The 26,664-nt window shown below is 51.6% G+C and carries 22 protein-coding genes; 13 read left to right on the top strand and 9 right to left on the bottom strand.

Annotation, left to right across the window (positions count from 1 at the left end):
- Nucleotides 1-81: 81 nt before the first annotated feature.
- Both rnpA and rpmH read right to left on the bottom strand, forming a co-directional pair.
- Nucleotides 82-477, bottom strand: a complete 396-nt coding sequence (gene rnpA, locus GJJ30_RS08215) for a ribonuclease P protein component (RefSeq protein WP_154174672.1) — start codon at nt 475-477, stop codon at nt 82-84.
- An 84-nt stretch (nt 478-561) separates the two neighbouring features.
- A complete protein-coding gene (gene rpmH, locus GJJ30_RS08210) occupies nt 562-729 on the bottom strand; it encodes a 50S ribosomal protein L34 (protein ID WP_111628991.1) in 168 nt (55 codons plus the stop codon).
- Between the two features lie 126 nt (nt 730-855).
- Between rpmH and GJJ30_RS08205 the strand changes: the two genes are divergently transcribed.
- The gene (locus tag GJJ30_RS08205; RefSeq protein WP_154174671.1) at nt 856-2,328 is read left to right on the top strand and encodes a M61 family metallopeptidase; all 1,473 of its coding nucleotides are present in this window, start codon (nt 856-858) and stop codon (nt 2,326-2,328) included.
- A 213-nt stretch (nt 2,329-2,541) separates the two neighbouring features.
- Here GJJ30_RS08205 and GJJ30_RS08200 read toward each other — a convergent pair whose 3' ends face one another.
- Nucleotides 2,542-3,174, bottom strand: a complete 633-nt coding sequence (locus GJJ30_RS08200) for an FISUMP domain-containing protein (RefSeq protein WP_170299149.1) — start codon at nt 3,172-3,174, stop codon at nt 2,542-2,544.
- A 583-nt stretch (nt 3,175-3,757) separates the two neighbouring features.
- On the opposite strand from GJJ30_RS08200, the gene GJJ30_RS08195 reads away from it, so the two are divergent.
- Nucleotides 3,758-4,546, top strand: coding sequence for a carboxylesterase family protein (locus GJJ30_RS08195; RefSeq protein ID WP_154174669.1), 789 nt, complete (start codon nt 3,758-3,760; stop codon nt 4,544-4,546).
- Nucleotides 4,547-4,771: 225 nt separating this feature from the next.
- On the opposite strand, the gene GJJ30_RS08190 is transcribed toward GJJ30_RS08195, so the two are convergent.
- Nucleotides 4,772-5,977 carry an FAD-dependent monooxygenase gene (locus GJJ30_RS08190; protein WP_154174668.1) on the bottom strand — a complete coding sequence of 402 codons (1,206 nt, stop codon included), beginning with the start codon at nt 5,975-5,977 and terminating at the stop codon, nt 4,772-4,774.
- A 115-nt stretch (nt 5,978-6,092) separates the two neighbouring features.
- Between GJJ30_RS08190 and GJJ30_RS08185 the strand changes: the two genes are divergently transcribed.
- Nucleotides 6,093-6,716, top strand: a complete 624-nt coding sequence (locus GJJ30_RS08185; RefSeq protein WP_154174667.1) for a MarR family winged helix-turn-helix transcriptional regulator — start codon at nt 6,093-6,095, stop codon at nt 6,714-6,716.
- A gap of 184 nt (nt 6,717-6,900) precedes the next feature.
- Here the strand turns inward: GJJ30_RS08185 and GJJ30_RS08180 are convergent, their stop codons facing one another.
- The 3 genes from GJJ30_RS08180 to GJJ30_RS08170 are packed head-to-tail and all read right to left on the bottom strand — an operon-like array spanning nt 6,901 to nt 8,625.
- Nucleotides 6,901-7,356, bottom strand: coding sequence for an LIC_13387 family protein (locus tag GJJ30_RS08180; RefSeq protein ID WP_154174666.1), 456 nt, complete (start codon nt 7,354-7,356; stop codon nt 6,901-6,903).
- A gap of 50 nt (nt 7,357-7,406) precedes the next feature.
- Nucleotides 7,407-8,255, bottom strand: coding sequence for a helix-hairpin-helix domain-containing protein (locus tag GJJ30_RS08175; RefSeq protein WP_154174665.1), 849 nt, complete (start codon nt 8,253-8,255; stop codon nt 7,407-7,409).
- Nucleotides 8,248-8,625, bottom strand: a complete 378-nt coding sequence (locus GJJ30_RS08170; protein WP_154174664.1) for a VOC family protein — start codon at nt 8,623-8,625, stop codon at nt 8,248-8,250. The genes GJJ30_RS08175 and GJJ30_RS08170 overlap by 8 nt, the downstream gene beginning before the upstream one ends.
- A gap of 721 nt (nt 8,626-9,346) precedes the next feature.
- Here GJJ30_RS08170 and GJJ30_RS08165 point away from each other — a divergent pair.
- On the top strand, nt 9,347-13,057 hold the full coding sequence (locus GJJ30_RS08165) for a putative Ig domain-containing protein (protein ID WP_154174663.1): 3,711 nt from the start codon (nt 9,347-9,349) through the stop codon (nt 13,055-13,057).
- 148 nt (nt 13,058-13,205) lie between these two features.
- Here GJJ30_RS08165 and GJJ30_RS08160 read toward each other — a convergent pair whose 3' ends face one another.
- A complete protein-coding gene (locus tag GJJ30_RS08160; RefSeq protein WP_154174662.1) occupies nt 13,206-15,119 on the bottom strand; it encodes a hypothetical protein in 1,914 nt (637 codons plus the stop codon).
- Between the two features lie 38 nt (nt 15,120-15,157).
- Here GJJ30_RS08160 and GJJ30_RS08155 point away from each other — a divergent pair, with 38 nt between their 5' ends.
- The 4 genes from GJJ30_RS08155 to uvrB all read left to right on the top strand — a co-directional run bounded on the left by GJJ30_RS08155 (nt 15,158) and on the right by uvrB (nt 20,222).
- Nucleotides 15,158-15,508, top strand: coding sequence for a chromate transporter (locus GJJ30_RS08155; protein ID WP_310588212.1), 351 nt, complete (start codon nt 15,158-15,160; stop codon nt 15,506-15,508).
- A 7-nt stretch (nt 15,509-15,515) separates the two neighbouring features.
- On the top strand, nt 15,516-16,280 hold the full coding sequence (locus GJJ30_RS08150; protein WP_154174661.1) for a DUF2490 domain-containing protein: 765 nt from the start codon (nt 15,516-15,518) through the stop codon (nt 16,278-16,280).
- Between the two features lie 234 nt (nt 16,281-16,514).
- Complete coding sequence (locus GJJ30_RS08145) at nt 16,515-18,101, top strand: glycoside hydrolase (protein ID WP_154174660.1); 1,587 nt, start codon at nt 16,515-16,517, stop codon at nt 18,099-18,101.
- Nucleotides 18,102-18,194: 93 nt separating this feature from the next.
- Nucleotides 18,195-20,222: an excinuclease ABC subunit UvrB gene (gene uvrB, locus GJJ30_RS08140; RefSeq protein ID WP_154174659.1), complete on the top strand. Its 2,028-nt coding sequence runs from the start codon at nt 18,195-18,197 to the stop codon at nt 20,220-20,222.
- A gap of 96 nt (nt 20,223-20,318) precedes the next feature.
- Here uvrB and prfA read toward each other — a convergent pair whose 3' ends face one another.
- Nucleotides 20,319-21,392, bottom strand: a complete 1,074-nt coding sequence (gene prfA, locus GJJ30_RS08135; protein ID WP_154174658.1) for a peptide chain release factor 1 — start codon at nt 21,390-21,392, stop codon at nt 20,319-20,321.
- Between the two features lie 241 nt (nt 21,393-21,633).
- On the opposite strand from prfA, the gene GJJ30_RS08130 reads away from it, so the two are divergent.
- From GJJ30_RS08130 to bshC, 5 genes are all read left to right on the top strand, one after another.
- Nucleotides 21,634-22,224 (top strand): hypothetical protein, encoded by a 591-nt coding sequence (locus tag GJJ30_RS08130; protein WP_205880543.1) that lies wholly within the window; start codon nt 21,634-21,636, stop codon nt 22,222-22,224.
- A 182-nt stretch (nt 22,225-22,406) separates the two neighbouring features.
- The gene (locus GJJ30_RS08125; protein ID WP_154174657.1) at nt 22,407-23,756 is read left to right on the top strand and encodes a Gfo/Idh/MocA family protein; all 1,350 of its coding nucleotides are present in this window, start codon (nt 22,407-22,409) and stop codon (nt 23,754-23,756) included.
- A gap of 114 nt (nt 23,757-23,870) precedes the next feature.
- Nucleotides 23,871-24,593, top strand: coding sequence for a 3-keto-disaccharide hydrolase (locus GJJ30_RS08120; RefSeq protein ID WP_154174656.1), 723 nt, complete (start codon nt 23,871-23,873; stop codon nt 24,591-24,593).
- A gap of 86 nt (nt 24,594-24,679) precedes the next feature.
- On the top strand, nt 24,680-25,006 hold the full coding sequence (locus GJJ30_RS08115) for a PadR family transcriptional regulator (RefSeq protein ID WP_154174655.1): 327 nt from the start codon (nt 24,680-24,682) through the stop codon (nt 25,004-25,006).
- A gap of 96 nt (nt 25,007-25,102) precedes the next feature.
- On the top strand, nt 25,103-26,662 hold the full coding sequence (gene bshC / locus GJJ30_RS08110; RefSeq protein ID WP_154174654.1) for a bacillithiol biosynthesis cysteine-adding enzyme BshC: 1,560 nt from the start codon (nt 25,103-25,105) through the stop codon (nt 26,660-26,662).
- Nucleotides 26,663-26,664: the final 2 nt, after the last annotated feature.

The following is a 26,664-nucleotide window of genomic DNA, read 5'->3' as shown; positions in this document are numbered from 1 at the left end:
CGGAGAAAAAGGGAGTTTAGCGGAGCTATATTTTTTCTCTGCGTAACTCTGTTTTTCTCCGCTTAGCTCTGCGAAATAATATTATACTCGACCCAAAGCTAATTTCATACTTTTTTCTATCTCTTCAAACGAAATTTTCTCGCGGGCGGTATATAAAAAGACAATATAGGACGGTGGCTGCTTCGGTTTTTCGGGCGTTCCGAACAGGAGCGACTTATTCAGGCGGTAGGCTTCGCGGATGCGACGGCGGATGAGGTTGCGGTCGACGGCTTTTTTGAAGTTCCGGCGGGAGACGGTAATCAGGATGGCGGGAAGTGGGTCCGTCCCGGCTGGCTGGCCTCGGTCAGCGTCCGTTCTATAGAGGAGCCGAAATGGAAAAAGGTAGAACGTCCGCGTGGTCGCACTACCTTTTTGAAATAACTCTCCGATGGTTTTTTTACTGCAAAGCCGTTCGGATTTCGTGAACGTTTGCTTCATAATCCGTTTAAGGTTTATGGTTTAAAGTTTAAGGTTTAATTCAGCGACCTGAACGTTAAACCTTAAACCATAAACTTTAAACGATTAGATTTTAAACCGGTCGCCTTTTTTCTCGTCCGAAACCGTCAGTTTATGACGTCCTTTTGCGCGACGGGCGGCCAGAACCCGGCGGCCATTGGCTGATGCCATGCGCTCACGGAAGCCGTGCTTGTTCCGGCGCTTACGGTTCGAAGGTTGAAACGTTCTTTTCATGACTTAATTATATCTTGATATGCCTGTTTTTCAAATGAGTCTGCAAAGGTAGAGAATCTTATGAAACGAAACAAGTTTGGCTCCCATATTTAGCGTTTTCATCAACAACGGGTTATCTTCGCCGATATGCACTACCGAATTTCTTCCGGCAATCCGGCATCCCGACTCATTGAAGTTGATTTTTTCCTGACGAATCTTTCGGCTCCGACCGTTGAGCTGCAACTTCCGGCCTGGCGTCCGGGCCGCTACGAACTCCAGAATTTTGCCAAAAATATTCAGCGATTCGAGATTTTTGACGCAAACGAAAAACCGCTCGTCTTTCAGAAAATCACCAAAGACCGCTGGCGGGTGCAAACCGCAGGCGTTTCGGAACTGGTTGCCCGCTATACGTACTACAGCAACGTCATCAACGCAGGCAGCAGCTACGCCGACGACCGGCTGCTTTACCTCAATCCGGTTAATCTGTGCCTGTATGCCGACGATCGGTTGCGGGAAGCCTGCACGCTCGAACTCGACATCCCCGACAACTGGCAGATTGCCTGTGGCCTGCCACAAACCGCGCCCAAAACGTTGTTGGCGGCCGATTTCTACGAACTGGCAGACTGCCCACTCATCGCGTCGCCCGACCTGCAACACCTTCATTATGAAGTAAATGAAGCGGTTTTTCACGTCTGGATCAATGGCAACATCAAACCGGACTGGGAACGCATTCAACGCGATTTCAGTCGGTTTTCGGAAACGCAAATCCGGCTTTTCGGCGAGTTTCCGGAAAAAGATTACCATTTTCTGACGCTCATTCTGCCAACGGCTTTTTACCACGGCGTCGAACACCGCAACTCGACGATGCTAGTTTTGGGGCCGAACGACGAAGGCGAGGGACTGTATACGGATTTGCTGGGTGTTTCGTCGCACGAACTCTTTCACGCCTGGAACGTCATTCGCATTCGTCCAACGGAGCTTCTGCCGTATGATTTTACCCGCGAAAATTACTTCACGACCTGCTTTGTGGCCGAAGGCGTAACGACCTATTACGGTGATCTGATCCTCCGGCGGGCGGAGGTTTTCGATGATGCAGCCTATTTTAAAGAGTTTCAGGTGCTGCTGAAACGGCATTTCGAGCCCAGCGGCCGGTCGTTTCAGTCGCTCACCGAATCATCCTGGGATTTGTGGCTCGACGGCTACGACAAAGGCGTTCCCAATCGGAAAGTGTCGGTGTATTACAAAGGGGCCATTGCCGCGCTGATTCTGGATCTGCACATTCGCCGGAAGTGGAACCACGCCCGCTCGCTCGACGACGTGATGCGGCTGATGTGGGAGCGGTTCGGAAAACCGTTCATTGGCTACACGCTCGACGATTACCGCGCTATTACGGAGGAAGTGGCCAACGAACCGCTCAACTGGTATTATAAAAGCTGCATTTTTGGCAACGAACCACTGGAACCGCTGCTGAACGAGTACCTGGCGTTTGTCGCGCTGCAACTGGAATACGACGCCGCCGACCTGACCAATGCACCAGCGGTTTTCCTCGTTTCGCTCGATGACGAAACCGGTTTGAAAAACCGCTACCACTGGTTAGGCGCCAATCGAATCGGCTTTTAGGCTAAACCTTTTGTAGTGGTGCGTGCATTTGTCTCCTTATATCAGGCAATTTCTTGACAATGAGACATTGATTTATGAGACGACAATTTGAGATCGCTTCTTTAAGGTTTAGCCTAGCCTTTGGGCTGTTAGCCTGCACCTGCTAAAACGGGCGTTTTTAAGAAACAGCATACAAATTACTTCTGACCTTATATGCCCTTTTCACTAGATAAATCAATCCCGGACGCAACGAACCGAGAGTCCGCCGGCAACATCGCCATCGAAACGGAACGCCTTTTTTAAATTTTGTCTATTGCCACTGGGAGGACCACCATAGTGAAAGTTCCATTCCCATGCTCTATCAATCGAATTAGCAGGTGAGGACGTCCAAAAGAAACCGAGAGTACCCAAGACTTCATAACTCCCTTTTCTGCGAATACCTGCTGGAAGAGCGTTAAAGCCACTGCTGTTCGTGCCGTTACCGTCTTCATTCCAGCCTTTGATGCTTTTTAGCGCTTCACCGGCCTTGTCGGTTCCGCCAAATTCACTTACCAGCCGAGACCATTCGCTATCCGTCGATAAATGCCAACCGCTGGGACAGGCTTTTTTCGCTGCCTCCCAGGTGTAAAGCAAGCCCAGCTCTTTTCGGTTATTCTCATTGTCATCATACGCATAGCTACCTTCAACTTTGTAGTTCAGGTTTTGGGCCATCCAGATAGCCGTGGTGCCTGTCAACGCATTTTTAAAGCTAATCGTTTTATACGTTTGCCCATCGCGTGAGTCGGTAAAGGCACCGGTGGATTGGGCAATTGATGCCTGAGTAAAAAACAAGGTAACAAATAGAGTAAAGATGAGCTGGTTTATCATAGCGACCCACCGCAGTGGTTGGTTCGGTTTGTATAAAAGTGTTGTTAAAACTCTCCATAGGAAGTGTGAAACAAAACCATCACTAAAGCACATACAGGCAGAAGTTTAGTCATTTCTCTTTGATTTCAAGCATTTCAACCACTGCGGTGGCCGCCACTGCGGTGGACAGCAAAGCTAAAAGTTTGTATCCTGTCGTCTGTTAATGACCGGTAAAAGAAGGTTAACAAAACGTAAAAGCAGCCGCATCGGCGGTCCGACGCTTCGGCGGTCCGACGCTTCGGCGCAGGGCGGCCTGTACCGTTCGATTTTACGGACTGCGGTGGATTTTTGCCCATAAGCTGCTGGGCGTAAATTACAAATAGGTTGCCTATACAACGGTCTCGCAAAAACGCTCCTATTAAGCTACTATACTTTTTCGACAACGATTGGCCTGGTCAATAATTATGTGCCACTCGTATGCCGTGGCAAGGCAGTCGTCAATCTTATTTTGAAAAATCTTTGGAGTCCCTAGCTTTACAGAAAATGTTAACTGCGTCCTGTTAGGCGCATTCACTACGGTTAAAATTATTTCTAAATATTTCAAATGAAAAATTTCTTACCGCTAGTTACGCTATTGATTTGTATTCATTTCTCACACGCGCAGGATTTCAGCGCCTATAAAAAAGCGCTCTTTATTCAGAGCAAAGACACGTTGTGTTACAGGATATTATATCCGGAAAGTTATGACCCCGGAAAGTCATACCCTTTGGTAGTTTTCCTGCATGGTGCGGGCGCAAGAGGAAATGATAATGAACGTCAATTCATCGATGGCGGTAGTTTGTTTTTAAATGATTCGGTCCGGAAAAAATTCCCTGCTCTGGTAGTTTTGCCGCAATGTCCTGCGGACAGTATGTGGTTTAAAATCCCTCCGGGGCCGCCCTATGATACTACAGCAGCATTTAACCATAAGATGAATACCCTGGCACTATCAACACCAGAACTGATGGTGAAACTTTTAATGGACAGTTTAGCTGAACATAAAATCGCAGACAGAAAAAGAATTTATTTGGGCGGCACTTCGCTTGGCGCCTTTGGTACTTACGATTTGATCATCCATTATCCCGGTTATTTTGCCGCTGCCTTCCCGATATGCGGGCAGGCTAACGTAGAGCTGTATCCTAAAAGAGCAGCCAATGTTCCAGTGTGGATTTTTCACGGTGAGATTGATGACATAATCAACCCATGGCCCGATAGGAGCCTGATTAAAGCGTTACGGCAGAGCGGTGCAAAAAATGCCAAATACACGGAATACCCTGGCTTAAAACATGATATTACGGGCAAAGTATTTGCCGAACCAGATTTGCTCCCGTGGTTATTTTCATTTAAAAAATAAAGTTTGGAAATAGGCTCACACCTAAGTCGACTATTAGTTGGTTAAAACTATTCTCACAAAACGCTCCTTTTTTGACGCATGGAATAAAGCTGGCAATTAATTCAAGTCCGGCTGCTACCCTTACCTCATCAAATCTATCAGCGCTTGCGCGTTGCTCGGCGAGCCGCCCTGCGTGAACTGATCATTTAACCTAACTCACGGCTTGTTAAATCAACAACCGAATGATTACAGGTAGGTGGGTAGGTCGATGCCTTCTTTTTCTTCTTCGGCATCGTCAGAACTAAACAGGCCCACCAACTTCTGAACCGGTTTGCTGGCCACAATACCCGCCACCGTATTGAGCACCGTTACACCGAATTTTGTTTCCGGGTACACCAGCTTGGGGGTGCCGGGCGGCAGTTTCTGCACCTCGTCTACGTAAGGGCGCATCAGCCTTTCGTAGGCCGCAAAGGCGTCCTGGTGCCGGTCGTGACGCGACAGTTCACCAGCCAGCACGTAAGCTCCCACGATGGCCAGGGTCGTTCCTTTTCCACTGATCGGGGTAGGACAATAAGCTGCGTCGCCAATCATCGCCACCCGTCCATCGCACCAACGCGGAGCTTTAATCTGCCCGGTTTGGTCGAAATACAGGTCATCCGCTCCGTCGATGGCCTGACGGATCCGGTCAGCTTCCCAGCCCGCACCGGCCAGTTTGGCCTTCAAGAGGCTTTTCTGCTCATCAGTCGGTCGTTTCTCATCCGTCTCCGTATCATCTTCCAGGAAGGCCACCGACGCCCGAATCGTGCCTTTGTTGTCGGGGCGGAGCATGAGCACCCGGCGGTCGATAGCGGTGTACCAGCGCCACCAGTCGTTGTCATTTTCCTGGCGGGGGATGGTCATGTAGGCGATGTAGAGACCTAGCGATTTGAACTGGGGTTCGTCGCCAAACATCAGCTGCCGGGTCTTCGACCGAACTCCGTCGGCGGCAATGACCAGATGAAACGTTTCGGATTTGCCACTGGCGAACGTGACAAATACCTCGTCGGGGTGCTGCTCCAGGGCGGTTATCGAATCACCGAAGCGGTAATCGACGGTCTCCTTTGAGCAATCATAGAGAATCTGAACCAGGTCGCCCCGCAGAATTTCCAGTTCGCGGGTTCCCGTCAGCGATGCCTCTTTGGGAAACTCACCGGCTACCTCGCCATCCTGCCCAATAATCTGCAAACCGATTTCGGTGGTATTTTGGGCCAGAATGGCGGCCTCGATGCCCATTTTTCGGACTACCTGACGGGCTGGCCCATTGACGTCGATGTTCTGCCCCCCCAGGCGCAGGGCCGGTGCCCGTTCGACCACGGTAACGGCGAATCCGTATCTGGCCAGCCAGAAAGCCATCGTCGGACCCGCAATGCTAGCTCCCGCCAGTAAGACCTTTTTTGTTCCGGATGTAGGCATGGTTGAAAATGAAGTACTGGTATGGCAGTGTAGCTTTAGGCCCGTCATTACCGACGAACGATGAAATAACCACTTCGTATCATTGTTGTTTATTTAGTACGAAAATAAAATAGACATGTCCCATTTATCAGCTATTCCTGTCCTGACGGCCTGGGAGCGTTTTTGTGATGAGCAGCCGCAGGGTGGCCTGCGTGAGTTTGCCAGCTGGCTGCTCCATCATCTGGATCCGCTGCGGCAAAGCCCGGACCTGCCCGACTCCGAACCCATTATGAAATCGGGTCAGCGGCTGTCGGAAGCGTTCGACAGCGAGGATTTTCTGGCTGGTTTTTTCATTGGGCGACTCGGCCGGTACGCTAAATCCTACGGCAAGTCGATTGTTGCCGCGCACGGTTTCGCCAGTTCGGACGAGTTTCTGTTTTTGTCGCTGATTTCCCGGATGGATCAGCCGATCAAGAAAGAAGTGTGCCTCGCCAACGCAACCGAACTCACGACCGGCATGGACATCCTTCGTCGACTGGTCAAAGACGGGCTGATTCAGGAAATGCCCGACAAGCGGGACGGGCGGGCCAAACGGCTGTCGCTAACCGATCACGGCCAAGCCATGCTTAACCGGATCTATGCGCACTTCGAGCAGATTCCCAGTAGCGTACTGGCCGACCTGGACGAGGGAGAACGCAGGCAGTTCATCCAAACGCTGAAGTACCTCAATAACTATCTTTTCCAGTTCTACAGACCCTGATGCTGGGTGACGCTACGCTGAACCCTCGATCCCGGCACATTAGCAACTACAGCGGCTCCAGCCCGTCTTTCCGTAGAGTGCCCTAATTAGTCTTTCGCTTCATTGTGAACTGATCGTAAGCTCGATTCCTACAAAAAACACCTACTAATGGATAACCTGGACAGACTATTCGCCAACCGATGAATTAGTCATTTATCAAGGTTAAAACGAAAGAAGCCACAAAGCAAATTAGAGCCATTGATACGCCTAGCAAGGGGATATTGAACCAGTACTTTTCAGCTAACCAAACGTAAAAGCCAATTGTCAGAATGGTAATAATGAAAAAGAGGGGATCGAATTGAACCGTACCAAAGTAGCGAAGTGCTATATAGAAGTTGAGCAGTCCAATAAATAACAGCCCACTGCTGTGACTGGCATTAAAACCAATCCAGGCCTTCCACATCGTGATGGCTGGGCTCAGAACGGGTGAAGAGGCTTTCATCTGCTGAATCATGTTCTCATTAGTAGAGGAGAACGCAGCGGTAAAAAAGGTAAGATACAGGTGAATACATCCTAACCCAGCGATGATCAACGAGCCCGTCATCCAAAGGTATTTTGACAGCATAGTTTTTAGTTTTTGACCAAAAATAGGTTTTGTCATCTGGTAATTCCCGGCTTAGGCACGCTCCTGATATCATGGCCCAAAAAATCTTAAAATTTCCTCCCAAACTCCTTCCGGTAAGCTGTTGGTGTCATTCTGAATTCTTTTTTGAACAAGCGTGTAAAAGCGCTCTCGTTCTCAAAGCCACATTGGGGAACGATGTTGTTTACGGTAACATCTGATTGCTTTAATAGTAAAGATGCTTGTTTTAATCGTAGTCGGGTGAGGTATTGCAGTGGTGTCAGTTCATAGGCACTGCGGAAGCAGCGGATAAAATGATAGTGGGAGAGGTTTGCTAGGTCGGCCAGTTGAGCGATGGTGATTTTTTCTTCGGGATGTTTGGTCATGTACGCCAATGCGAGTTTCAGTTTTTTATGCAGGTCTTTTTGGGTGGCCTCGTGCGTGGCCGGTATTTTTTTGCCCGTTTGGTATTGAGGTGACTCAAACCAAGGCTTCGTGGGCCGCGTGGAGGGATAGCCATTCTTTTCGCGGAAGGCTTTGCGCTCGGGAGTGAAGTTCCACCAGTTGAGTTTACTGTTTGGGTAGTTGGCAAAATGTACCACAAGCCGAAACTGATCTTCCACACATGGATCTGTCCATACCCCTTTTTCCAATTCGTATTGATCGGTGAGTTTCGCTCCGTCCTCACTCTTCAAGTCCTGTAGGGAATAATATCCCATCCCGATCAGGTCATGCGCAAAGCGTATCCCGATTGAGGGAAGACTTTGAAACTCGGATAGCGCAAACAGCTCCATCGCCCTGATCTTTGACGTATCAAGCAATTTCTGCAATACCTCTATTTTGTGCAGGTGTATTTCACTCTTTTTGATTTTCAGCGCGCGCAGCTTTTTCACTTCCGCGGGTGTTACTTCCAGTGGATTAAGTTCCTCTTTAGTCATGTTCAGCGAAAGTTAGCAGGTAATTGTTATTGTCGCAGAGCGAAAATTCAGTAGCCCCATAAAAAGTTTTCTCCAGGCCGGTGAGCACGGTTACGTGTTCGTTGATATCAGCATAGTATTGCCGGATGTTATCCACACTGATGTACAACAAAAGCGATCCTCCATCGGCACGACTCACCATCGGGTGCTGGCCTTCAATGCTGGCAAAGATCTGAAACATGAAGGTGACACGTCCGTTCGTCATCAGGGCAAATACTTTTTCGCCTTCGGGAGTAATCACTTCATCGGTTACTGTAAAGCCAAGTTTGGTGTAAAAGGTGATGGTTGCTTGTAAGTCATTGACAAAGATGTTTGGCGAGATGGAGTTCATAAATTGAATGAGTTAATAGTTTATTCAAAAGTAGGGATAAGGGGCATGTGAAAATGTGCTGAAATTGCTAAAGTGAATCCCGCAAGAATGACAAAGACGAAACGCACAGGTGCAAACACAATCGCTACCTGACGGGCGAACACGAGCCCAAGTTTGATGCCTTGATCCGGATCGGAGAAGCTTTCCCGGTCAGTCTTGACTGGCTACTACTTGGGGTCGGAGAAATTCAGTGTACAGAGGCTTTTCGGAATTAGTTCATTGACTATCGGGGGGGCAAAGGCGCGGGTCAATGATCGGCGCCTTTCTGTTTTATGGCTACCATAGCTTGGAATTTGGACGTTTCATGAGCCACTAATCAGACGGCTGCCCAACTACCGCCTGACACGGGCAACCCACTTCCTGCGGCCCCAGCGACTTTATAGATTAGTGCTAATGCGAGTGGCTCCCCCGCATTTTTTAGTGTTTTAGTCCAAAATGAAACATCTCTTATCGTATTTGGAACAGGCGTTATCGTCTGAAAGGGTATTCACACCCGACCTTTGGCCTGATCTTTAGCAAGGACAGCCCCACATCACTTTTGGGAAAATCAATGCAGCAGGTCTATTCCCCAGTGGTAGAAACCGGGAAAGCCGACAGGTCGGAGACCAGTCAAGATCAATGCTCCGCCAAGGTAGCCGATTGGTGGTAGGTACTTCAATTCATCTTTATATTCTTACCCAGCATGAGACAACACTACACATTTGCCCATCAACCACGAAACGTCTATACCCGTTTGTTGGGCAGGCTTCTGTCGGGCTTGCTTTTGTTGCTGACCGGATTGAACGCGCAGGCGCAAAAAACCTGGATCGGGACGACGACGAACTGGAACACCGCCAGCAACTGGAGCCCGGCTGGCATTCCTACGGCCAGCGACAATGTCGTGATTGCCGCCAGTGCCGCTACACAGCCCGTTCTTACGGTCTCGGCGGTGGCTGGTTCCGTAGAAGTACAGGGCGGAGCCACACTGAGTATTACCAGTGGTGGTAAGCTGACCTTAAACGGCTCCAGGGACTTTGGTAGCGGCCAAACAACGGCTTTCTACACGGGTGGCACGGTCACCAACGCGGGGCAGGTAGTGATTGGCAACACCGCAGTGGTAGGTAGATATGGACTTATAAACAAGGGAAGCTTCTCGAACGAAACGGGGGGGGATATCGCCATCGACCGAACAACCAGCTATGGTTTGCAAAACAGTGCTACTACAGGAAGGCTATTCACGAACTCAGGGAAAATCACCATCGGGGCTAACACAACCGTGGGAATCGTAGGCCTGGCAAACGCGGCTCGCTTCGATAATAATCCAGGGGGTGTTATCTCCATTAACGGAACAGAATGGTACTGCTTACAAAACAGTGGGACGTTCAATAACGCGGCTCAGATTTCCATCGGAGCCACTGCAGAGGTGGGTTTCGTTGGATTTTATAACCTGGGCTCCCTGGACAATAATCCGGGTGGCATTATCACTATTGACCGAACGTCCAAATTTGGTATGTGGAACATTGGCATCGTCACCAACGCAGCCAAAATTACGATTGGCAGCATCGCACAAGCAGCCTATTGGGGACTCTATAATCAGACAACATTCAACAACAATCCGGGCGGAGTTATCGCCATTGACCGCACAACCAACCTTGCCTTGAAGAACGAGGATAACCGGATTGTTCAAGGTGATGCTACTGATAATATATTTCCTTATCCTGACCGTATACCACAGCTCGCTGGCCCTGGCATCGATACCTATGCCGAGTTCACCAACAAGGGTCAGATTATTATCGGAGCCATCGAACAATTCGGCTTGAATGGTATTCGTAATGTAGGCAATTTTTACAACGCCGGTTGTGACGCCTATATCGAGAGCTATGGCAACGTAAGCCATTGGTTTCTACGCCGGGTAAACAAGGTAAACCAAAACTTTGATGTATATACCAATTTTAACAATTCCGGTTTCATCATTGAGTATGCGCCTTGCTGTAGTGGCAATATTACTTATAATTCAGGGGTAATACGAAATCTCAATGGGGGTTATTTTGATGTTGACCACAACACAGGCCTACTGACCACTACCCCAGGAGGTGGGCCCAATGACGGTCCCATTGTGACGGCCAACCCCTCTCTGACCATCAGCCAGGGACAGACGACTACCCTGACTGCTTCGGAAGCGCTTAGTTACCGATGGTCGACCGGGGAAACGACGGAAAGTATTTCGGTCAGTACGCCGGGCACCTACTCCGTGACGGGTACCGTCGGCGACTGTTCGGGCACCACCAGTGTGGTCGTGAGTGAACGGACAGAGGCTCCTTCGGTCAGCATCACTCCCAGCAGTGCGACCCTGAGCTGTTCCACGCCCACGGTGAGCCTGACGGCCAATGGAACGGGCACCTTCCGCTGGAGTACGGGATCGACCGCTGCCCAGATCAGCGTGAGCACGGCGGGTACCTACTCCGTAACGGTAACATCATCCGATAATCGTACAGCTACGGCCAGTGTGGAAGTGAGTGGCAATACCAACGCTCCTTCGGTCAGCATCAACCCCAGCAGTGCGACCCTGAGTTGTATTAGTCCTACGGTGAGCCTGACGGCTATTGGCACGGGGAGTTTCCGCTGGAATACGGGATCGACCGCTGCCCAGATCAGCGTGAGCACAGCAGGCACTTACTCCGTGACGCTCACCTCACCGGGTGGCTGTACGGCCACGGCCAGTGTGACCATCTCGGGCAGTAGTGAAGAGCCGGTGGCCCTCATCACGCCCAGCAGTGCGACCTTGACCTGTGCAAACCCGTCGGTTGAGCTAGTCGCCAGTGGAGGTACCACCTACCGCTGGGAGGACAACTCCACCAGTGCCAACCGCACCATCACCACGGCGGGCACCTACTCCGTGACGGTCACCACCGGGGGCTGTTCGGCTTCGACCAGTGTGACCATTAGTGGAGATCCAACAAAACCGCCCATTCCGAATATGGCCAGTTCGACCGTCATCCAGGGAGCACCGGCCGTGACGTTGACCGCCACCAATTGTAAAGGAATCATCAACTGGAATGGACCGGGAGGTACTTCGGGGACCGGCACTATTACCGTTGCTACTACGACGCCCGGATCGTTTGTCTATCAGGCCACCTGTACCGTCAGTAGCTGCACCAGTGATCCCGCCAGCTTGACGGTGGAGGTAACGGCCCCGACGGTGATAGGTTCCTTTGATGGTTTCATCAACGGGGCGGACTGCTCGACCTTCCGGGGCTGGGTCTGGGACCGTAACAAACCCAATACCGCTATTTCCATCGACATCCTTGACGGAGCAGCCATCTTGGCGACAATCCTGGCGAGTGAGCCTCGGCAAGACTTGCTCGACGCGGGCAAGGGGAACGGGAAACATGCCTTTTTCTGGCCGATCCCCGAACGTCTCAAAGACGGTTTGCCGCACAGTCTCTCAGCGCGGGTGACGGGCAACAGCTTTGTGTTAAAAGATTCACCGAAAACCCTGATCTGTCAGGGGAACCTTACACCTGAAAGTAACCAACCGCCGAAACCCCCAACGCCGACGGTTTTGGTTACGACCGTAGTGGCCCAGGTTGGCGTTCCTTTCTCGGCCATGTTGGTTGCCTTCACCGATCCGGAAGGCGGAACTTTGAGCTACGGACTGAGTGGTTTGCCAGAAGGCTTAAGCCTGCAACTGCCGAACCGGATCATCAGCGGCACACCGACTCAGTCGGGGGTATTTGTCTTGACCTATCAGGCGACCGACCCGCTGGGAGCCAGCAACAGCGTGAGTTTTCAGTTAACGGTCAATCCGGCCGAAACGACGACGGTGACGGGCAGTTTCGAAGGCTATCTGGACAAGCTGGATTGCGGAGGCATCCGGGGCTGGGTCTGGGATCGCAAAAAGCCCAACACGCCCCTGACAGTGGAATTCTATCTGGATGGCTCGGGTACGGTTTTGGGCAGCACCGTGGCCAACCTCTACCGCCAGGATCTGAAAGACGCTGGCAAAGGCAACGGATCGCACGCGTACAACTTCACGCCACCGGGCAGTGTGACCAATGGTACGTTGATCAAAGCGCGGGTGCTAGGCAGCACCTATGAGCTCAAAGGCTCGCCCAAAGCGTATCAATGTGCCCCCGCCCGCTTATCGGCCGAAACCGGTTCGGAGCTTCAGGTGACGGTGTTGGGCAACCCGGTTTCGGATCAGGTGAGGATAGAAATCCGGGGAGCGGAAGGCCAGCCGGTGTGGTTGCAACTCACGGATGCCAGTGGACGGTTGGTGAGTCAGCGTCAGATTGAAAGCGCGAAAGCGGTTGAGCCGCATTCGGTATCGATTCAGGGGCAACCGGCGGGCTTGTTGTTGTTGCGAATCAGCATTGGTCTTAAAAGCGTTACGGTAAAGGTGTTGAAGCAATAGCATACAGCCGCTAAGGGAGAAAGACGCGGGTCGAGGATCGGCGTCTTTCTGCTTTATTGCTTTTTGGTTTGATAATCGGACGATTTCTTTACTAATATACTAAAGGGGGGTGTTGAAGAAATTGCATTTCTCCTACAGTGGTTTGACCTTAGTGTAAGCTTTTGCCTGTCCAAATACTGGTTCGAATACCCGTTTTACCACCTTTGAGCAGATTACCAATCCCGCCACTGACGCCACCCACTACCCCGCCAATGGCGATATCCGTCAGATACTGCCCACCCGAGTAAGCATCCCCAAAATAGGCCGCATTGCCAAGCCCCTGAATCGGAGAACCAACAACCGAGCCCGCACCACCGGCAACTGCTCCCCCTAAAACACTACTTGTGCTTAAGCCCAACGCGCCAGCCGCTGCACCACCGGTAAATCCGGTCACAAACCCTGCCGCTGCCCCAATGCCAAAAGCCGCAAGGCCATCCTTGAAGCTACCAATTTTACCCTGAAAAGCCTTGACACCCAAATTGACCAGGCCTCCGATACCCGCTCCAATTAATCCAGCGATGCAATTGGGGCAATTCCCGTCGGGATCGGTCACCAAAACCGGGCTGTTATACAACCCGTTGTAGGGCGAGAGCCGTTCCTGACCCGCCACGTCCGCATAGGCATCCACCTGCATCATCCGTCCGATGATGGCATCGGTGATTTGTTTGATTTGATTGCTATAGCTGTTGGGGTAGGTATAGGTCAATTGGTCCACCAGACCAAAGCTGCTGGGCACCCCACCGGCCGAAAAGCTCAGGGCCCCCCGCCGGGTCAGGCTGGTCAGGTTGCCATTGCGGTCATAGCTCACCGAGGGCACGCTGTAGTTTTCACCGGGAAAGTCCTGCCCGGCGTAGGTAGCCGCTGTCAGTCGGTCGGCCGCATCGTAGCTGTAGGTATAGGAGCGGGGGTTCAGCGCCAGGTACGACCGCCAGGTTTGTTTGCTGACCTGCCCGTTGTAGTAGCGGTTGTCATCGTGAAAATCCAGCCGCAGGGCAAACACGTCTTTTTCGGCCGCATTCAGGGTGGGCACCCCGCTGGCATTGCAGTTGATACAGTTAACACTTCCCCGGATGTGGTAAGCCAGGTCGACCACCTGTAAATAGTCGCCCGAGGTACTTCCTCCCTGAACCAGGTTATAGGAGGTAGGCGCGGGGACCCCACTCTGAATTACGAAAGAACTACTATTTAGAAAATTGCCGGGATGATTACTGATAATATTGTAAATAGGGGTCACATCAGTATTCGCTCCAGTATAAACTGTCTGTCCCGAAAAATCGACATCACCTACTGAATAACCCGAATAGACATAGTTAGGCCTATTTAAAAAGTTTCCTGGAGCGTTAGTAACGATGTTATAAAGTGCCGTATACTCGGCATTGGCCGATACCTGGTAATTACCGTCGACATTTCCGCCCCATAAAGCCATGCCCTGAGAGGTATTGGCCTGGGGAATTACGGTCCCGGCCGCTCCGTAGGTAAGCGTACTACTGCTGCTGAAATCAACCGTCGTGTTTCCCGAGAAGGTAACCGCATTCTGGGTCATGACCGGCAGGTGGTTGCGGTGCCGGAGGACAACATAATACGTATCACTGGGCAACAGGCTAAAATTTAGCGGGCTCATCCCGTCGGGTTCGACGACATCGCCATCCCGTTGTAGCAGCCCTACTTTGGTCCGAACAACCTGAGTAGGGGTGGATCTAAGTTCAACAAATACCCAATCGACAATGGCATTATTGCCCGTCACGGCCAGCACCGAGGATGTGGTGGTTTCTCCTCCACTGCCAAGGTGGGTATAATTCAGGTTCGTATACGGTTCCTGCAGGGGAATTAGATTCTGACTACGTAATTGGTCGGTCATCAGGCTCCCGATGGCGGTGATCGTTGCCGCCTGCAAGACACCTTTTAGGTTCAGAATCTGGCTGCCCGAAGGGTTCCCCTTGATTTTTTTACGGCTCAAACGCCCAATCGCATCGTACTCATAGTCAATAACCTTCGGGGTGCTGCCATTGAGACTATGCGACACCTTCAGGATTCGGCCGGTATGGTCTCGTTCATATTACCGTGGCTTTTATAGGTTATTTAGTGGCTGGATTTCCGGGAGCTTGCGTAGCAGCAGCGGCTACCTTTCTTCCCTGTTATTTACTGACTATTCTTCCAGCTCCCTATTTCAAACGCTACGGGAAACATCCGGGTTTGAAAGCATTTGTCAATGGAATTACAGTTGCGGCAATCGGTGCTATTGCCGGAGCCGTCGTGGTCTTAGCCCGGCGACAATTAATTGATGTGCCGGCAATCTTAATCGCGGTCGTTACCGCTTTATTGCTATTCCGTTTTAAAAAACTGTCCGAACTGGGTGTGATTGGATTGGCCGCCGTTCTGGGTCTGTTGCTCCGGTCAGGTATCTTTGACTAACTTTCCAATGAAGAAAGCAATTTCGCTGCTTTTTTTTAGCATTTTCCTAAGCCATTCACTTGTTGCTCAGACTCCTCCTGTCAAACAAATCCGTACGCAACAACAAGCGTGGTTAGGCTATTTCAACCAAACCCGGTTGAGCAACCGCTGGGGGATCTGGATGGATCTTCACGCCCGGCGAACGGACGATTTCCTCGATCGCTGGAGCACGTTGATTGTTCGGCCTGGTCTAACGTATTATGTGTCCGACCAGGTTCGACTCACCGTTGGCTATGCGCATGCCCGTCTCTACCCGGCACTCCCACCAGCGAACGGGGCTGACCCGTTGGTCAGATCTGAGCATCGTCTCTGGCAACAGATTAATTGGTTGGGCCATTTTAAACGCCTGCACTTGAATCAATGGATCAGGGCTGAGGAACGCTATATCCGCAAAACCGCAGGCAATGCCTTAGCGGATGAGTATGGTTTTAATTACCGCTTTCGGTACATGATTACGGTACAGGTGCCATTCAAAGGAGATGCCCCGAAACCGGGTGTACCGAATTTCGTCATCCAGGATGAAATCCATGTCAACGCCGGGAAGCAGATTATTTACAATTACTTTGATCAAAACCGGTTTTTTGTGGGCTTTTCGTATCCATTCACGAAAAGCTTTTCAGCTCAAGTAGGGTACATGAATTTGTTTCAGCAACAAGCTTCTGGCAACAACTTTGTCAATAACCATGCAGTCCGATTGTTTTTATTTCACAACCTCAACTTGACCAAACCTTAATGTACCATAACTACTTTGCCAGATAATTTTGTCAAATGAATATTTGCTGTTACCAGTTGAGCAATCTCAAAAAATGCTCCTTCTCTGAGACGAATTATGTTTTATTCGTCATACTTGTATACACACAAACGGAGTTGAGGATGTGAACAATTGAAGTGACTTTCGGCCTGACACAATCCTCCGGAACAGTAAAAATCAAACGAAAGGACGTTTCTTATCTTTTTCGTTATCCTCATGAAACTCCTTGCCCAAACCGCCCTGCTTCTTTTGATCGTATTGACCGGCACCAGCCACCGACCCGGTTTTACGGGCCCGGAAAAACTGCCCGTTTCGGCAGTAACGATTAACCTGAACGAGGAATTTCAAACGATCCACAGCTTCGGTGCGTCTGATTGCTGGTCGGCCAAGTTTATTGGGCAATGGAACGATGAGAGGAAAAAGAATCAGATTGCCGATCTACTGTTTAGTCAGGATACGTTGCCGAACGGCCAGCCAAAAGGTATTGGCTTATCGTTGTGGCGCGTCAACATCGGCGCGGGGAGCCTTGAGCAGCAGGACAGCAGCGCGATCCGGGACGAATGGCGCCGGGAAGCGTGTTTTCTGGCCCCGGACGGCCACTATGACTGGAGCAAGCAGGCCGGAAATCAGTGGTTTTTACAGGCGGCTCGCCAGCGGGGTGTTCGCTACACGCTGGGATTTACAAATTCCCCGCCGGTGCAAATGACGCGCAACGGCAAAGCGTTTTCGCCGGGCGGCAAAGCGTTGAATCTGAAACCGGAGGCCGTGGGGCCATTTGCGGATTTTCTGGTCACCGTGTCCGATCATTTCAAATTCGATTACCTGAGCCCCATCAACGAACCGCAGTGGGACTGGACCGCCGGTAAAAACGGCAAAGCCAATCAGGAAGGCTCACCGGCCGAAAATGGTGATATTCTGGCGATAACGAAAGCCTTTTCGATTAAACTGGCAGCCGGAAAATCCAAAACAAAGGTGGTAACGGGCGAAGCGGGTCAGCTCAATTACCTCTACGAGAAAGCGGAGAGTGGACGCGGAAATCAGCTCGATTACTTTTTTGGTTCAGAAAAAACCGCTCTCGCCAAACTCCCCAATGTAGAACCGGTCTGGGCGTATCACAGCTACTTTACGACCTGCCGGGATTCGGCACTGGTGGCCATGCGTCAGAAAGTGGCTCAGCGCGCCAAAACCGTGGGCAATCCGCAGCTCTGGCAAAGCGAATTTGGCGTTCTGGGCGATATCTGCGGGCAATACAACGGCAGCCCGCGCCACACCGGCATCGACTACGGTTTGTACGTGGCCAAAGTGATTCACAACGACCTGACCATCGCTAACGTGACGTCGTGGCAATGGTGGCTGGCAATCAATCCGTACAATTACAGCGACGGGCTGGTTTACATCAACGGGCCCGATGGCCAGTATAAAAACCACAACAACGCCCGGCTGGACGGGCAGGTGGTCGATTCCAAACAGCTCTGGGCGTTTGGCAATTACGCCCGCTTCATCCGCCCCGGCATGAAACGGGTGGCCGTTCGCATCGGCCAGGTAGCGAATCCGGTTGCCGAAGCGGGTCAGTTGATGGTGTCGGCTTACAAAGATCCCGCTCGCCGACAGCTCGTGCTGGTTTGCATCAATATGACGTCCGACGTCCTGACCGCTCCCCTTCAGGGACTCAAAATCCGGAACGGACATTTTGCCAGTTACACCACCTCCAACACCCAGACGCTGACCAAAACCAGCGTGCGGGCCGACCAGCTTCGGCTGGAACCCCAATCGGTTGTGACGCTGGTGGGAACGTACCAATAACCGTAAATTTCTACGCTAAAAATCGTCCCGAAGAGTCGGAATCTTTAAAACCGTCCTTGTTTCCGTTCGCTTTTTTCCGTATCTTAGCTTGTTATGAATTTCAAGCTGACATCAGAATTTAAACCGACGGGCGACCAGCCACAGGCCATTGAAAAGCTGGTAAAAGGTATTCAGGAAGGCGAACCTTCGCAGGTGTTATTGGGTGTTACCGGATCAGGTAAAACGTTTACGGTAGCCAACGTCATCGCCCAACTTGACCGCCCGACGCTCGTGTTGAGCCACAACAAAACGCTGGCAGCCCAGCTCTACGGCGAGTTCAAGCAGTTCTTTCCAGAAAATGCCGTCCAATATTTCATCTCATATTACGATTATTACCAGCCGGAAGCGTTCATCGCGACGACCAATACGTACATCGAAAAGGATCTGGCGATCAACGAAGAGATCGACAAACTGCGGCTGGCCACGGTTTCGGCGCTGATGAGCGGTCGGCGGGATATTGTCGTGATTGCGTCGGTTTCCTGCATTTATGGTGCCGGAAATCCCCAGGAATACCAGAAAAGCATCGTGCGGCTGGGCGTGGGCGAGACCATCAGCCGCAACCAGTTTCTCTTCAAATTAGTCGAGATTCTCTACAGCCGTACGGAAGTGGAATTTACCCGCGGAACCTTCCGGGTCAAGGGCGATACGGTCGATATTTTTCCCGGTTATGCGGATTTCGCGTATCGGGTCGTTTTCTTCGGCGACGAAATTGAGGCCATTCAGCGCATCGACCCGGCCTCGGGCAAAAAGATCGGCGACGACCGGATCATTGCCATTTTCCCGGCCAACCTGTTCGTAACGGGCCGCGATACGCTGAACATGGCCATCGGTGAAATCCAGAATGATCTGGTCGCTCAGATTCGCTATTTCCAGTCTGAATTCCGGAATATGGAAGCCGAACGGATCAAGGAACGAACCGAATTCGACATTGAAATGATGCGCGAACTGGGCTATTGTTCGGGCATCGAAAACTATTCGCGTTACTTCGACCGCCGGCAACCCGGCCAGCGGCCGTTCTGTCTGCTCGACTATTTTCCGGATGACTTCCTGACGGTTATCGACGAAAGCCACGTGACGATGCCGCAAATCCGGGCGATGTGGGGCGGTGACCGCTCCCGCAAAGAAGCGCTGGTGGACTACGGTTTTCGGTTGCCGTCGGCGCTGGATAACCGCCCGCTCACGTTCCAGGAGTTCGAGCAAATGGCCGGGCAAATGATTTTCGTCAGTGCCACGCCCTCCGATTATGAATTGCGCCGGAGCGAAGGCGTTGTGGTCGAGCAGTTGATTCGCCCGACCGGTTTGCTCGATCCGGCTATTGAAGTGCGGCCCAGCCTGAACCAGATCGATGATTTGCTGGAAGAAATCGACGCGCGCGTCAAGCGCAAAGAACGGGTGCTGGTGACGACCCTGACCAAGCGCATGGCCGAAGAACTGAGCAAGTACCTCGAACGGGTTGGCATTAAGGGCCGCTACATTCACTCGGAAGTGAAAGCGCTGGATCGGGTTGAAATTCTGCGGGAATTGCGGCTGGGCGTTTTCGACGTGTTGGTGGGCGTTAACCTGCTGCGGGAAGGACTTGATTTGCCGGAAGTATCGCTGGTGGCCATCATGGACGCCGACAAGGAAGGTTTCCTGCGCGACATTCGCTCCCTGATTCAGACGATTGGCCGGGCCGCCCGGAACTCCAACGGACGCGTTTTAATGTATGCCGACCGCATCACCGGTTCGATGGAGAAAGCAATCAGCGAAACCAACCGACGGCGCGAAATTCAGATGGCGTACAACCTGGAACACGGCATTACGCCCAAAACCGTACTGAAATCGCACGACGCCATTATGGGTCAAACGAGCATTGCCGACTCGCGTCCGGCGGCCAAACAATACTACGTCGAGCCCGAAGAACTCCGGATTGCCGCCGATCCCGTGGTGCAGTACATGGGTAAAAATGATCTGGAACAGGTTATCAAGGAAACGCAGCAGAAAATGGAAAAAGCCGCCAGGGAGCTTGATTTCATGGAAGCGGCCCGCTTGCGCGACGAGCTATTCCAACTGCGCGACCGCCTGAAAACCGCAGCTGTTTAGTACCACGGACTGGTAGTCCGTGTGAGCCAGTATAATCTTTAAGTTGGTACTAACTACTAGTTATTGAAGCTCACACGGACTACCAGTCCGTGGTACTTAGGCCACGGCGGCTTCTTTCATCCGTTCGGCGTTTTCGGCAATGCGGAGTTGATCGATGAAATTATCGATGTCGCCATCCATCACCGTCGGCAGGTTATACACCGTCAGACCGATGCGGTGGTCGGTGACGCGGCTTTGGGGATAATTGTACGTCCGGATTTTGTCGGAACGGTCGCCACTGCCCACCATCGACTTGCGTTGGGACGAAATGGCGTCGTTGTGCTTCTGTAACTCGATTTCGTACAGCCGTGAACGCAAAACCGTCAGGGCCTTATCGAAATTTTTCAGTTGCGAACGTTCGTCCTGACACTGCACCACCAGACCCGACGGAATGTGTGTCAGCCGAACCGCCGAATACGTGGTGTTGACCGACTGGCCACCCGCGCCCGACGAACAGAACGTATCTTTCCGAACGTCGTTCATGTTGATTTCTACGTCGACCTCCTCCGCTTCGGGCAAAACCGCCACGCTGGACGCCGAGGTATGAATCCGGCCCTGCGATTCGGTGGCAGGAACGCGCTGCACGCGGTGAACACCGGATTCGAATTTCAGTTTGCCGTAGACGTCTTCGCCCTCGATCTGAACGATAATTTCCTTGTAGCCGCCCGAGGTGCCTTCGGTATAATCCATCAACGACATCCGCCAGCCCATGCGGTCGCACAGGCGCTGGTACATGCGGAAGAGGTCCCCGGCAAAAATCGAGGCTTCGTCGCCCCCGGTTCCGGCCCGGATTTCCAGAATAACGTTCTTGCTGTCGTTGGGATCTTTCGGAATCAGCATTTCTTTCAACACTTCTTCCATCGATTCCCGCTGCGGTACCAACTCGTCGAGTTCGGCTTTAGCCATTTCGCGCAGATCTTCGTCGCGTTCGGTGGCCAGAAGCTCCTTCGCGCCGTCGATGTCGTTCACCAGCTTTTTATACGCCTGATACTGTTTGACGATCTTGTCGAGTTCCTTGTATTCCTTGCTCAGCTTGGTGTATTTCTTCTGATCGGAAACAATTTCCGGCATCATAATTTGCTGAGAAACCTCCTCAAACCGCTCTTTTATAGATTCTAATTGATCAATCATGGGTCAGAAACATTATATCTAACTCGCCCCTGAATCCCCTGAAGGGAATTTGGACGCGAAACAATCCATTTGCAAAAGTCCCCCTTCAGGGCCGGGGTCACGGCCGACTATTGGGATAACCGAATGCAAATCTACGAAAATTCGGTCAGTCTGCGGTTCGGTCGTACATTTGTCAACGAAACCGCCAAACCCATCGTTATCCAGATAGATGACAAGAATTCACTTCACTAAGTTCCTGGCAATGAATCGTATCTTTTCGGCTTTCGCGTCCCTCGTCTGGAGCCTTTTTTTTCTCGTTTTTGCCTCATCCTGCAATCCTGAACGGACCCAGAATACCAAAGCGCTGGTGCAGGAAATGAACGATCACAAAATCAAACGGGTGACGGATGTGCAACTGACCACGACCGTCGATGAATGGGGAAAAGCCCTCGTGCTGACGGCCGGGAAAACGCTGACCAGCCAATTGAGCAAAACCGCTCACGATTCGGCCCTTTGTACATTAAAAGCCGTACCGGCGATTCAGAAACTGGAGCAAAAATACGCCGTGACGATCGATCTCCTGAGTGCGAAGGATACCGCCAACCCGGCTTTGAACCCCAAAGAGCGCGAGTTGCTGGGAGCGTACGTCTACAATGCCCGGAATAAACTGGAGCAGATTGACAACATCCAGAAACTGAACGACACACTTTTTGTCTATAACTCACCCGTTCCGACCGGCGACCTCATTTGCCAAAGCTGTACCGACAACGCAGCCCTGCCGTTCGTTGTCTGGCGAATCGTTTTTAACAAGCGCGAAGTGATCCGGCGGATCAATCCGAAGAAATTGCAGTAAGCGGAGTGGTTTTGTCTGGGTTCACCGCTGACAGGGTCTTGGGGCCGCTGTCAGGGTGTAGATGCCCTGACAGCGGCTTTTCGTTTCAAATTTGCCGCAGCTCAATAGTACTATAAAGGCAATGATTTTGTACTTTTGACATATTCACGTTCCATCCCTTATCTATATAGAACCTTTCACGTATGAGCAATCTGAAAAACAATGCAGATCAGCCTGTTAGCCGACGCGGTTTTGTCAAAGCCTCGTCGCTGGCGCTGGCCGGAGTGACCATTCTGCCCCGCCATGTTTTGGGCGGTAGAGGGTTCATTGCCCCGTCTGATAAACTAAACGTCGCCGGTGTCGGAATCGGCGGTATGGGTAAGAACAACATCAACGCGCTGGCGCCTACCGAAAACATCGTGGCGCTCTGCGATGTCGACGAAAAATACGCAGCCCCGGTTTTTGAAAAATACCCGAATGCCAAGCGGTACAAGGATTACCGCAAAATGCTCGAAGCGCAGAAAGACATCGACGGGCTGGTTATTGCGACACCCGACCACCTGCACGCCATCATTGCCTCGACAGCGATGAAACTCGGCAAGCACGTTTATGTGCAAAAACCGCTGACCGTAACGGTTTGGGAATCGCGTGAACTGGCGCGGATGGCGAAAGAAAACCCGAAGATCGTTACGCAAATGGGCAACCAGGGCCACTCCAACGACGACGCCCGGCTGATCAACGAGTGGATTGCCGACGGTGCGATTGGCAAGGTGCAGGAAGTGCACGTCTGGACCAATCGCCCCATCTGGCCGCAGGGCATGGACATTCCCAAAGAAGTGGTGGATGTACCCTCGACGCTGGATTGGGAACTGTTTTTAGGACCGGCTCCGCACCGGGCGTATAACCCGGCTTACACGCCGTTCAAATGGCGCGGCTGGGTCGATTACGGCGCGGGCGCGCTGGGCGACATGGGCGCTCACCTGGTCGATCACCCGTTCTGGGCGCTGGGGCTGAATCCGCCGATTACCGTGGAAGCCTCTTCGACGCCGTTCAACAAACAGAGCTACCCGATTTCGTCGCTGGTGACCTTCGAGTTTGCCACGAAAGACAAGAAAAATCCGCTGAAGATGACGTGGTACGACGGTGGTATTCTGCCCCCCAAACCGGTCGAATTCGGCGACGGTCCCGTCCCCAAAGGCGGTGGTGTTTTATACATCGGTACAAAAGGAAAATTGTTCCACGAAACTTACGGTTCCAAACCGCGTCTGCTGCCGCAGGAAAAAATGGATTCGTACAAAAAACCGGCACAAACCATTCCGCGCGTCGGCATGAGCCACGAACGGAACTGGGCCGAAGCCTGCAAAGGGAACGGCAAGGCAGTTTCGCCGTTTGAGTACGCCGGACCATTGTGCGAAACCATGTTGCTGGGCATCGTCGCGCTTTACAAACAGGGCACGAAACTGAACTGGGATACCAATAACATGGCCTTTACCAACGCCCCCGAACTGAACCAGTACCTGAAACGCGAATACCGCCAGGGCTGGGCGATGTAATGAAAATTGCCCCTACATCCCCTGAAGGGGACTTTGTGCATCTGGATGCTGCTGTGTCCAAGTCCCCTTCAGGGGATGTAGGGGCTTTTGATAAATTAATTGATTTCAAAATCGATGAGAAAAATTCTACTTCCTTTATTGCTTTTAGTACTTAGTATTCAACTGTTTGCGCAGGCTCCCAACACGCTGTCGGCGCAGGAAAAGAAAGAGGGCTGGAAACTGCTTTTCAACGGAAAAGACGTCAGCGGTTGGCATACGTACGGCAAAACCGGTGTCGGATCGGCCTGGATCATCGAGAACGGTGCGCTGAAGTTGAACGTGCCGGAACGCGCCGGGAACAAAGCCAAAGACGGGGGCGATCTGGCCACCGATCAAATCTTCAAAGGCGATTTCGAATTCAAGGCGGATTTTAAAGTCGAGCGGTTTACGAACAGCGGTATTTTCTTCTTCGTCACCGAAGCGCCGGAATACCAGCAGATTTACCACACCGGTCTGGAACTTCAGGTACTCGACAACGCGATTTACGAAGGTGCGCCGGAAAACAAACACCGCGTCGGTGACTTCTTCAGCGTCGCCAACGCCCGCATCCGCGAGCCGAAAGCCGTAGGTGAGTGGAACCAGATTCATTTCAAGCTGAAAAACAAAGTACTGTCGGTCTACATGAACGGCTACCTCATTCAGGAACACAACGTCGACAGCGCCGACTGGAAAAAGCGGATCGCCGAAAGCAACCTGAAAAACGCTCCCATCAGCAAGGGCAAACTGGAGGGACGCATTGGTTTGCAGGACTGGGGCAGCTCGGTCTGGTTCCGCAACATCAAAATCCGGCAGCTATAAACCGTATGCCGGTTTTACTGACCACTCTCTTTTCTAACTTCTTTCTTCTTTCTTCATTATATTTGTTTTACAAAACCTAAACAAATATGAATCGTCCGTATCTAGGCGAATTTGAAGAACTGGTTCTCCTGACGGTCGCTATGCTCAACGGGCAGGCCTACGGAGTGGCTATTCTGGAAGGAATCGAGAAGCAAACCGGTCGTACGGTCAGCCTGAGCGCCATTCATGCCACGCTGCAACGGCTCGAAGAGAAAGGTTATCTGAAGTCGCAGATGGGTGGAGCAACCGCCGAGCGTGGTGGTCGCCGAAAGCGGTTTTTCAGCGTGACGGTGGGCGGCAGCCGGGCTTTGCAGGAAATTCATACCACCCGCAATCACCTCTGGAACCAGATTCCGAAAACCGGTGTGGTATAGATTTTGGTGTTACCAAAATTGCCATTCGTGTATTCATCTTAGCTCGTCCGAACCTTGACTACTAATTCTGTGTTGACTGACAAAAATCCCGTTTTCATGGACTGTCAGTACCTGCCACTAACCACTACCGGCCAGTTTTCGAATCTGTTCCTCGATTACATCTCTCAAAAAGAAGTCCTCCAACCGTATTATAACCGCTTTCCAACCCTGGAAGCCTTTGCGGATCAGATCAAAAACCGCCCGTTCAACGACGCCAAACGCCGGACGCTGGTGGACGTTTTAGAACGGCAATACCGGCACATTCCCAACAAACCCGATTTTTCAGTACTCGCCCAGCCCAACACCTTTACCGTTACAACGGGGCACCAGCTCAATATTTTTACCGGTCCGCTGTACGTTCTCTATAAGTGGATTACGACGATTAATCTGGCCAAAAAACTGAACGAAACGTATCCAGAATACCGGTTTGTGCCGATTTACTGGATGGCCAGCGAAGACCACGATTTTGCCGAAATCAACCATTTTACACTGTTTGGGAAAAACCATACGTGGGAAACGGAACAGCGCGGGGCCGTCGGGCGGATGAACCCGCAGGAACTGCAAACCCTGTTCAACGAAATTCCGGAGAAGCTGTTTCTGTTCGAGGAGGCTTATCTGAAACACGATACGCTGGCCGACGCCGTTCGCTGGTATACCAACGAATTGCTGGGCAACGAGGGCCTGGTTTGCCTGGATGCGGACGATGCGGAGTTGAAGCGGCTTTTTGCGCCAATCATCAAGGACGAATTGCTGAATCAGACTACCGGCGAAATCGTCACAAAAACCACTCAGCAACTCGAAGCGCTCGGTTACAAAACCCAGATAACGCCCCGGGAAATCAATCTTTTTTACCTGGAAGATCAACTGCGCGAGCGAATCGTAGCGAAAACCGGTCCCGATGGCGTCAGAAAATATGAGGTGCTGAATACGGATCTGCGGTTTTCGCCGGAAGAACTGCTGGCGCTGGTCGATGAACACCCGGAGCGGTTTAGCCCGAATGTGGTGCTGCGCCCGGTGTATCAGGAGGTCATTTTGCCGAACCTGACGTACATCGGCGGTCCGTCGGAAGTACCCTACTGGCTGCAACTGAAAAGCGTTTTTGATCATTTTGGAATTCCGTTCCCGCTGCTGATGCCCCGGAATTTTGCGCTGTACGTCAATCCGGCCAGTGCCAAAAAGATGGAAAAGCTGGGCGTTTTGCCCGAAGAACTGTTCTGGGATGAAGTAAAGCTGCGCCGGACGTATACGCAGCGAATCAGCGCCAATTCCCTCGATCTTTCGGACGAAAAAGCGTGTCTGGAACAATGTTTTTCCGAGATTCTGAACAAATCCGTGAAGGTCGACAAATCGCTGGAGGGCGCCGTTCTGGCCGAGAAAACCCGGCTGATGCACACGATTGATCACCTCGAAAAACGGCTCAAGAAAACCGAAGAAAAAAATTACGAGACGGTTTTGAGCCAGCTGATGACACTGAAAGCCAAGCTGTTTCCGAACGGCGGGATTCAGGAGCGGACCGAAAACTACCTCAATTTCCAGCTCAACGACCCGCAGTTTATCCAGAAACTACTGACGGTTTTTGATCCGCTGGCCTACCAGATGCAGATTCTGAAAGACTGAGC

It is taken from the genome of Larkinella terrae, from assembly GCF_009668025.1.
Lineage (GTDB): Bacteria > Bacteroidota > Bacteroidia > Cytophagales > Spirosomataceae > Larkinella > Larkinella terrae.
This window is presented reverse-complemented; position numbering and strand designations above follow the sequence as displayed.

What these genes read in the sequence shown, in the direction of transcription:
- GJJ30_RS08180 (WP_154174666.1), bottom strand. Translation starts at nt 7,356, where the DNA reads ATGACAAAACCTATTTTTGGTCAAAAACTAAAAACTATGCTGTCAAAA.
- GJJ30_RS08130 (WP_205880543.1), top strand. Translation starts at nt 21,634, where the DNA reads ATGAATCGTATCTTTTCGGCTTTCGCGTCCCTCGTCTGGAGCCTTTTT.
- GJJ30_RS08165 (WP_154174663.1), top strand. Translation starts at nt 9,347, where the DNA reads ATGAGACAACACTACACATTTGCCCATCAACCACGAAACGTCTATACC.
- rpmH (WP_111628991.1), bottom strand. Translation starts at nt 729, where the DNA reads ATGAAAAGAACGTTTCAACCTTCGAACCGTAAGCGCCGGAACAAGCAC.
- GJJ30_RS08175 (WP_154174665.1), bottom strand. Translation starts at nt 8,255, where the DNA reads ATGACTAAAGAGGAACTTAATCCACTGGAAGTAACACCCGCGGAAGTG.
- GJJ30_RS08195 (WP_154174669.1), top strand. Translation starts at nt 3,758, where the DNA reads ATGAAAAATTTCTTACCGCTAGTTACGCTATTGATTTGTATTCATTTC.
- GJJ30_RS08200 (WP_170299149.1), bottom strand. Translation starts at nt 3,174, where the DNA reads ATGATAAACCAGCTCATCTTTACTCTATTTGTTACCTTGTTTTTTACT.
- GJJ30_RS08170 (WP_154174664.1), bottom strand. Translation starts at nt 8,625, where the DNA reads ATGAACTCCATCTCGCCAAACATCTTTGTCAATGACTTACAAGCAACC.
- GJJ30_RS08125 (WP_154174657.1), top strand. Translation starts at nt 22,407, where the DNA reads ATGAGCAATCTGAAAAACAATGCAGATCAGCCTGTTAGCCGACGCGGT.
- GJJ30_RS08115 (WP_154174655.1), top strand. Translation starts at nt 24,680, where the DNA reads ATGAATCGTCCGTATCTAGGCGAATTTGAAGAACTGGTTCTCCTGACG.
- GJJ30_RS08205 (WP_154174671.1), top strand. Translation starts at nt 856, where the DNA reads ATGCACTACCGAATTTCTTCCGGCAATCCGGCATCCCGACTCATTGAA.
- GJJ30_RS08120 (WP_154174656.1), top strand. Translation starts at nt 23,871, where the DNA reads ATGAGAAAAATTCTACTTCCTTTATTGCTTTTAGTACTTAGTATTCAA.
- uvrB (WP_154174659.1), top strand. Translation starts at nt 18,195, where the DNA reads ATGAATTTCAAGCTGACATCAGAATTTAAACCGACGGGCGACCAGCCA.
- bshC (WP_154174654.1), top strand. Translation starts at nt 25,103, where the DNA reads ATGGACTGTCAGTACCTGCCACTAACCACTACCGGCCAGTTTTCGAAT.
- prfA (WP_154174658.1), bottom strand. Translation starts at nt 21,392, where the DNA reads ATGATTGATCAATTAGAATCTATAAAAGAGCGGTTTGAGGAGGTTTCT.
- GJJ30_RS08145 (WP_154174660.1), top strand. Translation starts at nt 16,515, where the DNA reads ATGAAACTCCTTGCCCAAACCGCCCTGCTTCTTTTGATCGTATTGACC.
- rnpA (WP_154174672.1), bottom strand. Translation starts at nt 477, where the DNA reads ATGAAGCAAACGTTCACGAAATCCGAACGGCTTTGCAGTAAAAAAACC.
- GJJ30_RS08190 (WP_154174668.1), bottom strand. Translation starts at nt 5,977, where the DNA reads ATGCCTACATCCGGAACAAAAAAGGTCTTACTGGCGGGAGCTAGCATT.
- GJJ30_RS08185 (WP_154174667.1), top strand. Translation starts at nt 6,093, where the DNA reads ATGTCCCATTTATCAGCTATTCCTGTCCTGACGGCCTGGGAGCGTTTT.
- GJJ30_RS08150 (WP_154174661.1), top strand. Translation starts at nt 15,516, where the DNA reads ATGAAGAAAGCAATTTCGCTGCTTTTTTTTAGCATTTTCCTAAGCCAT.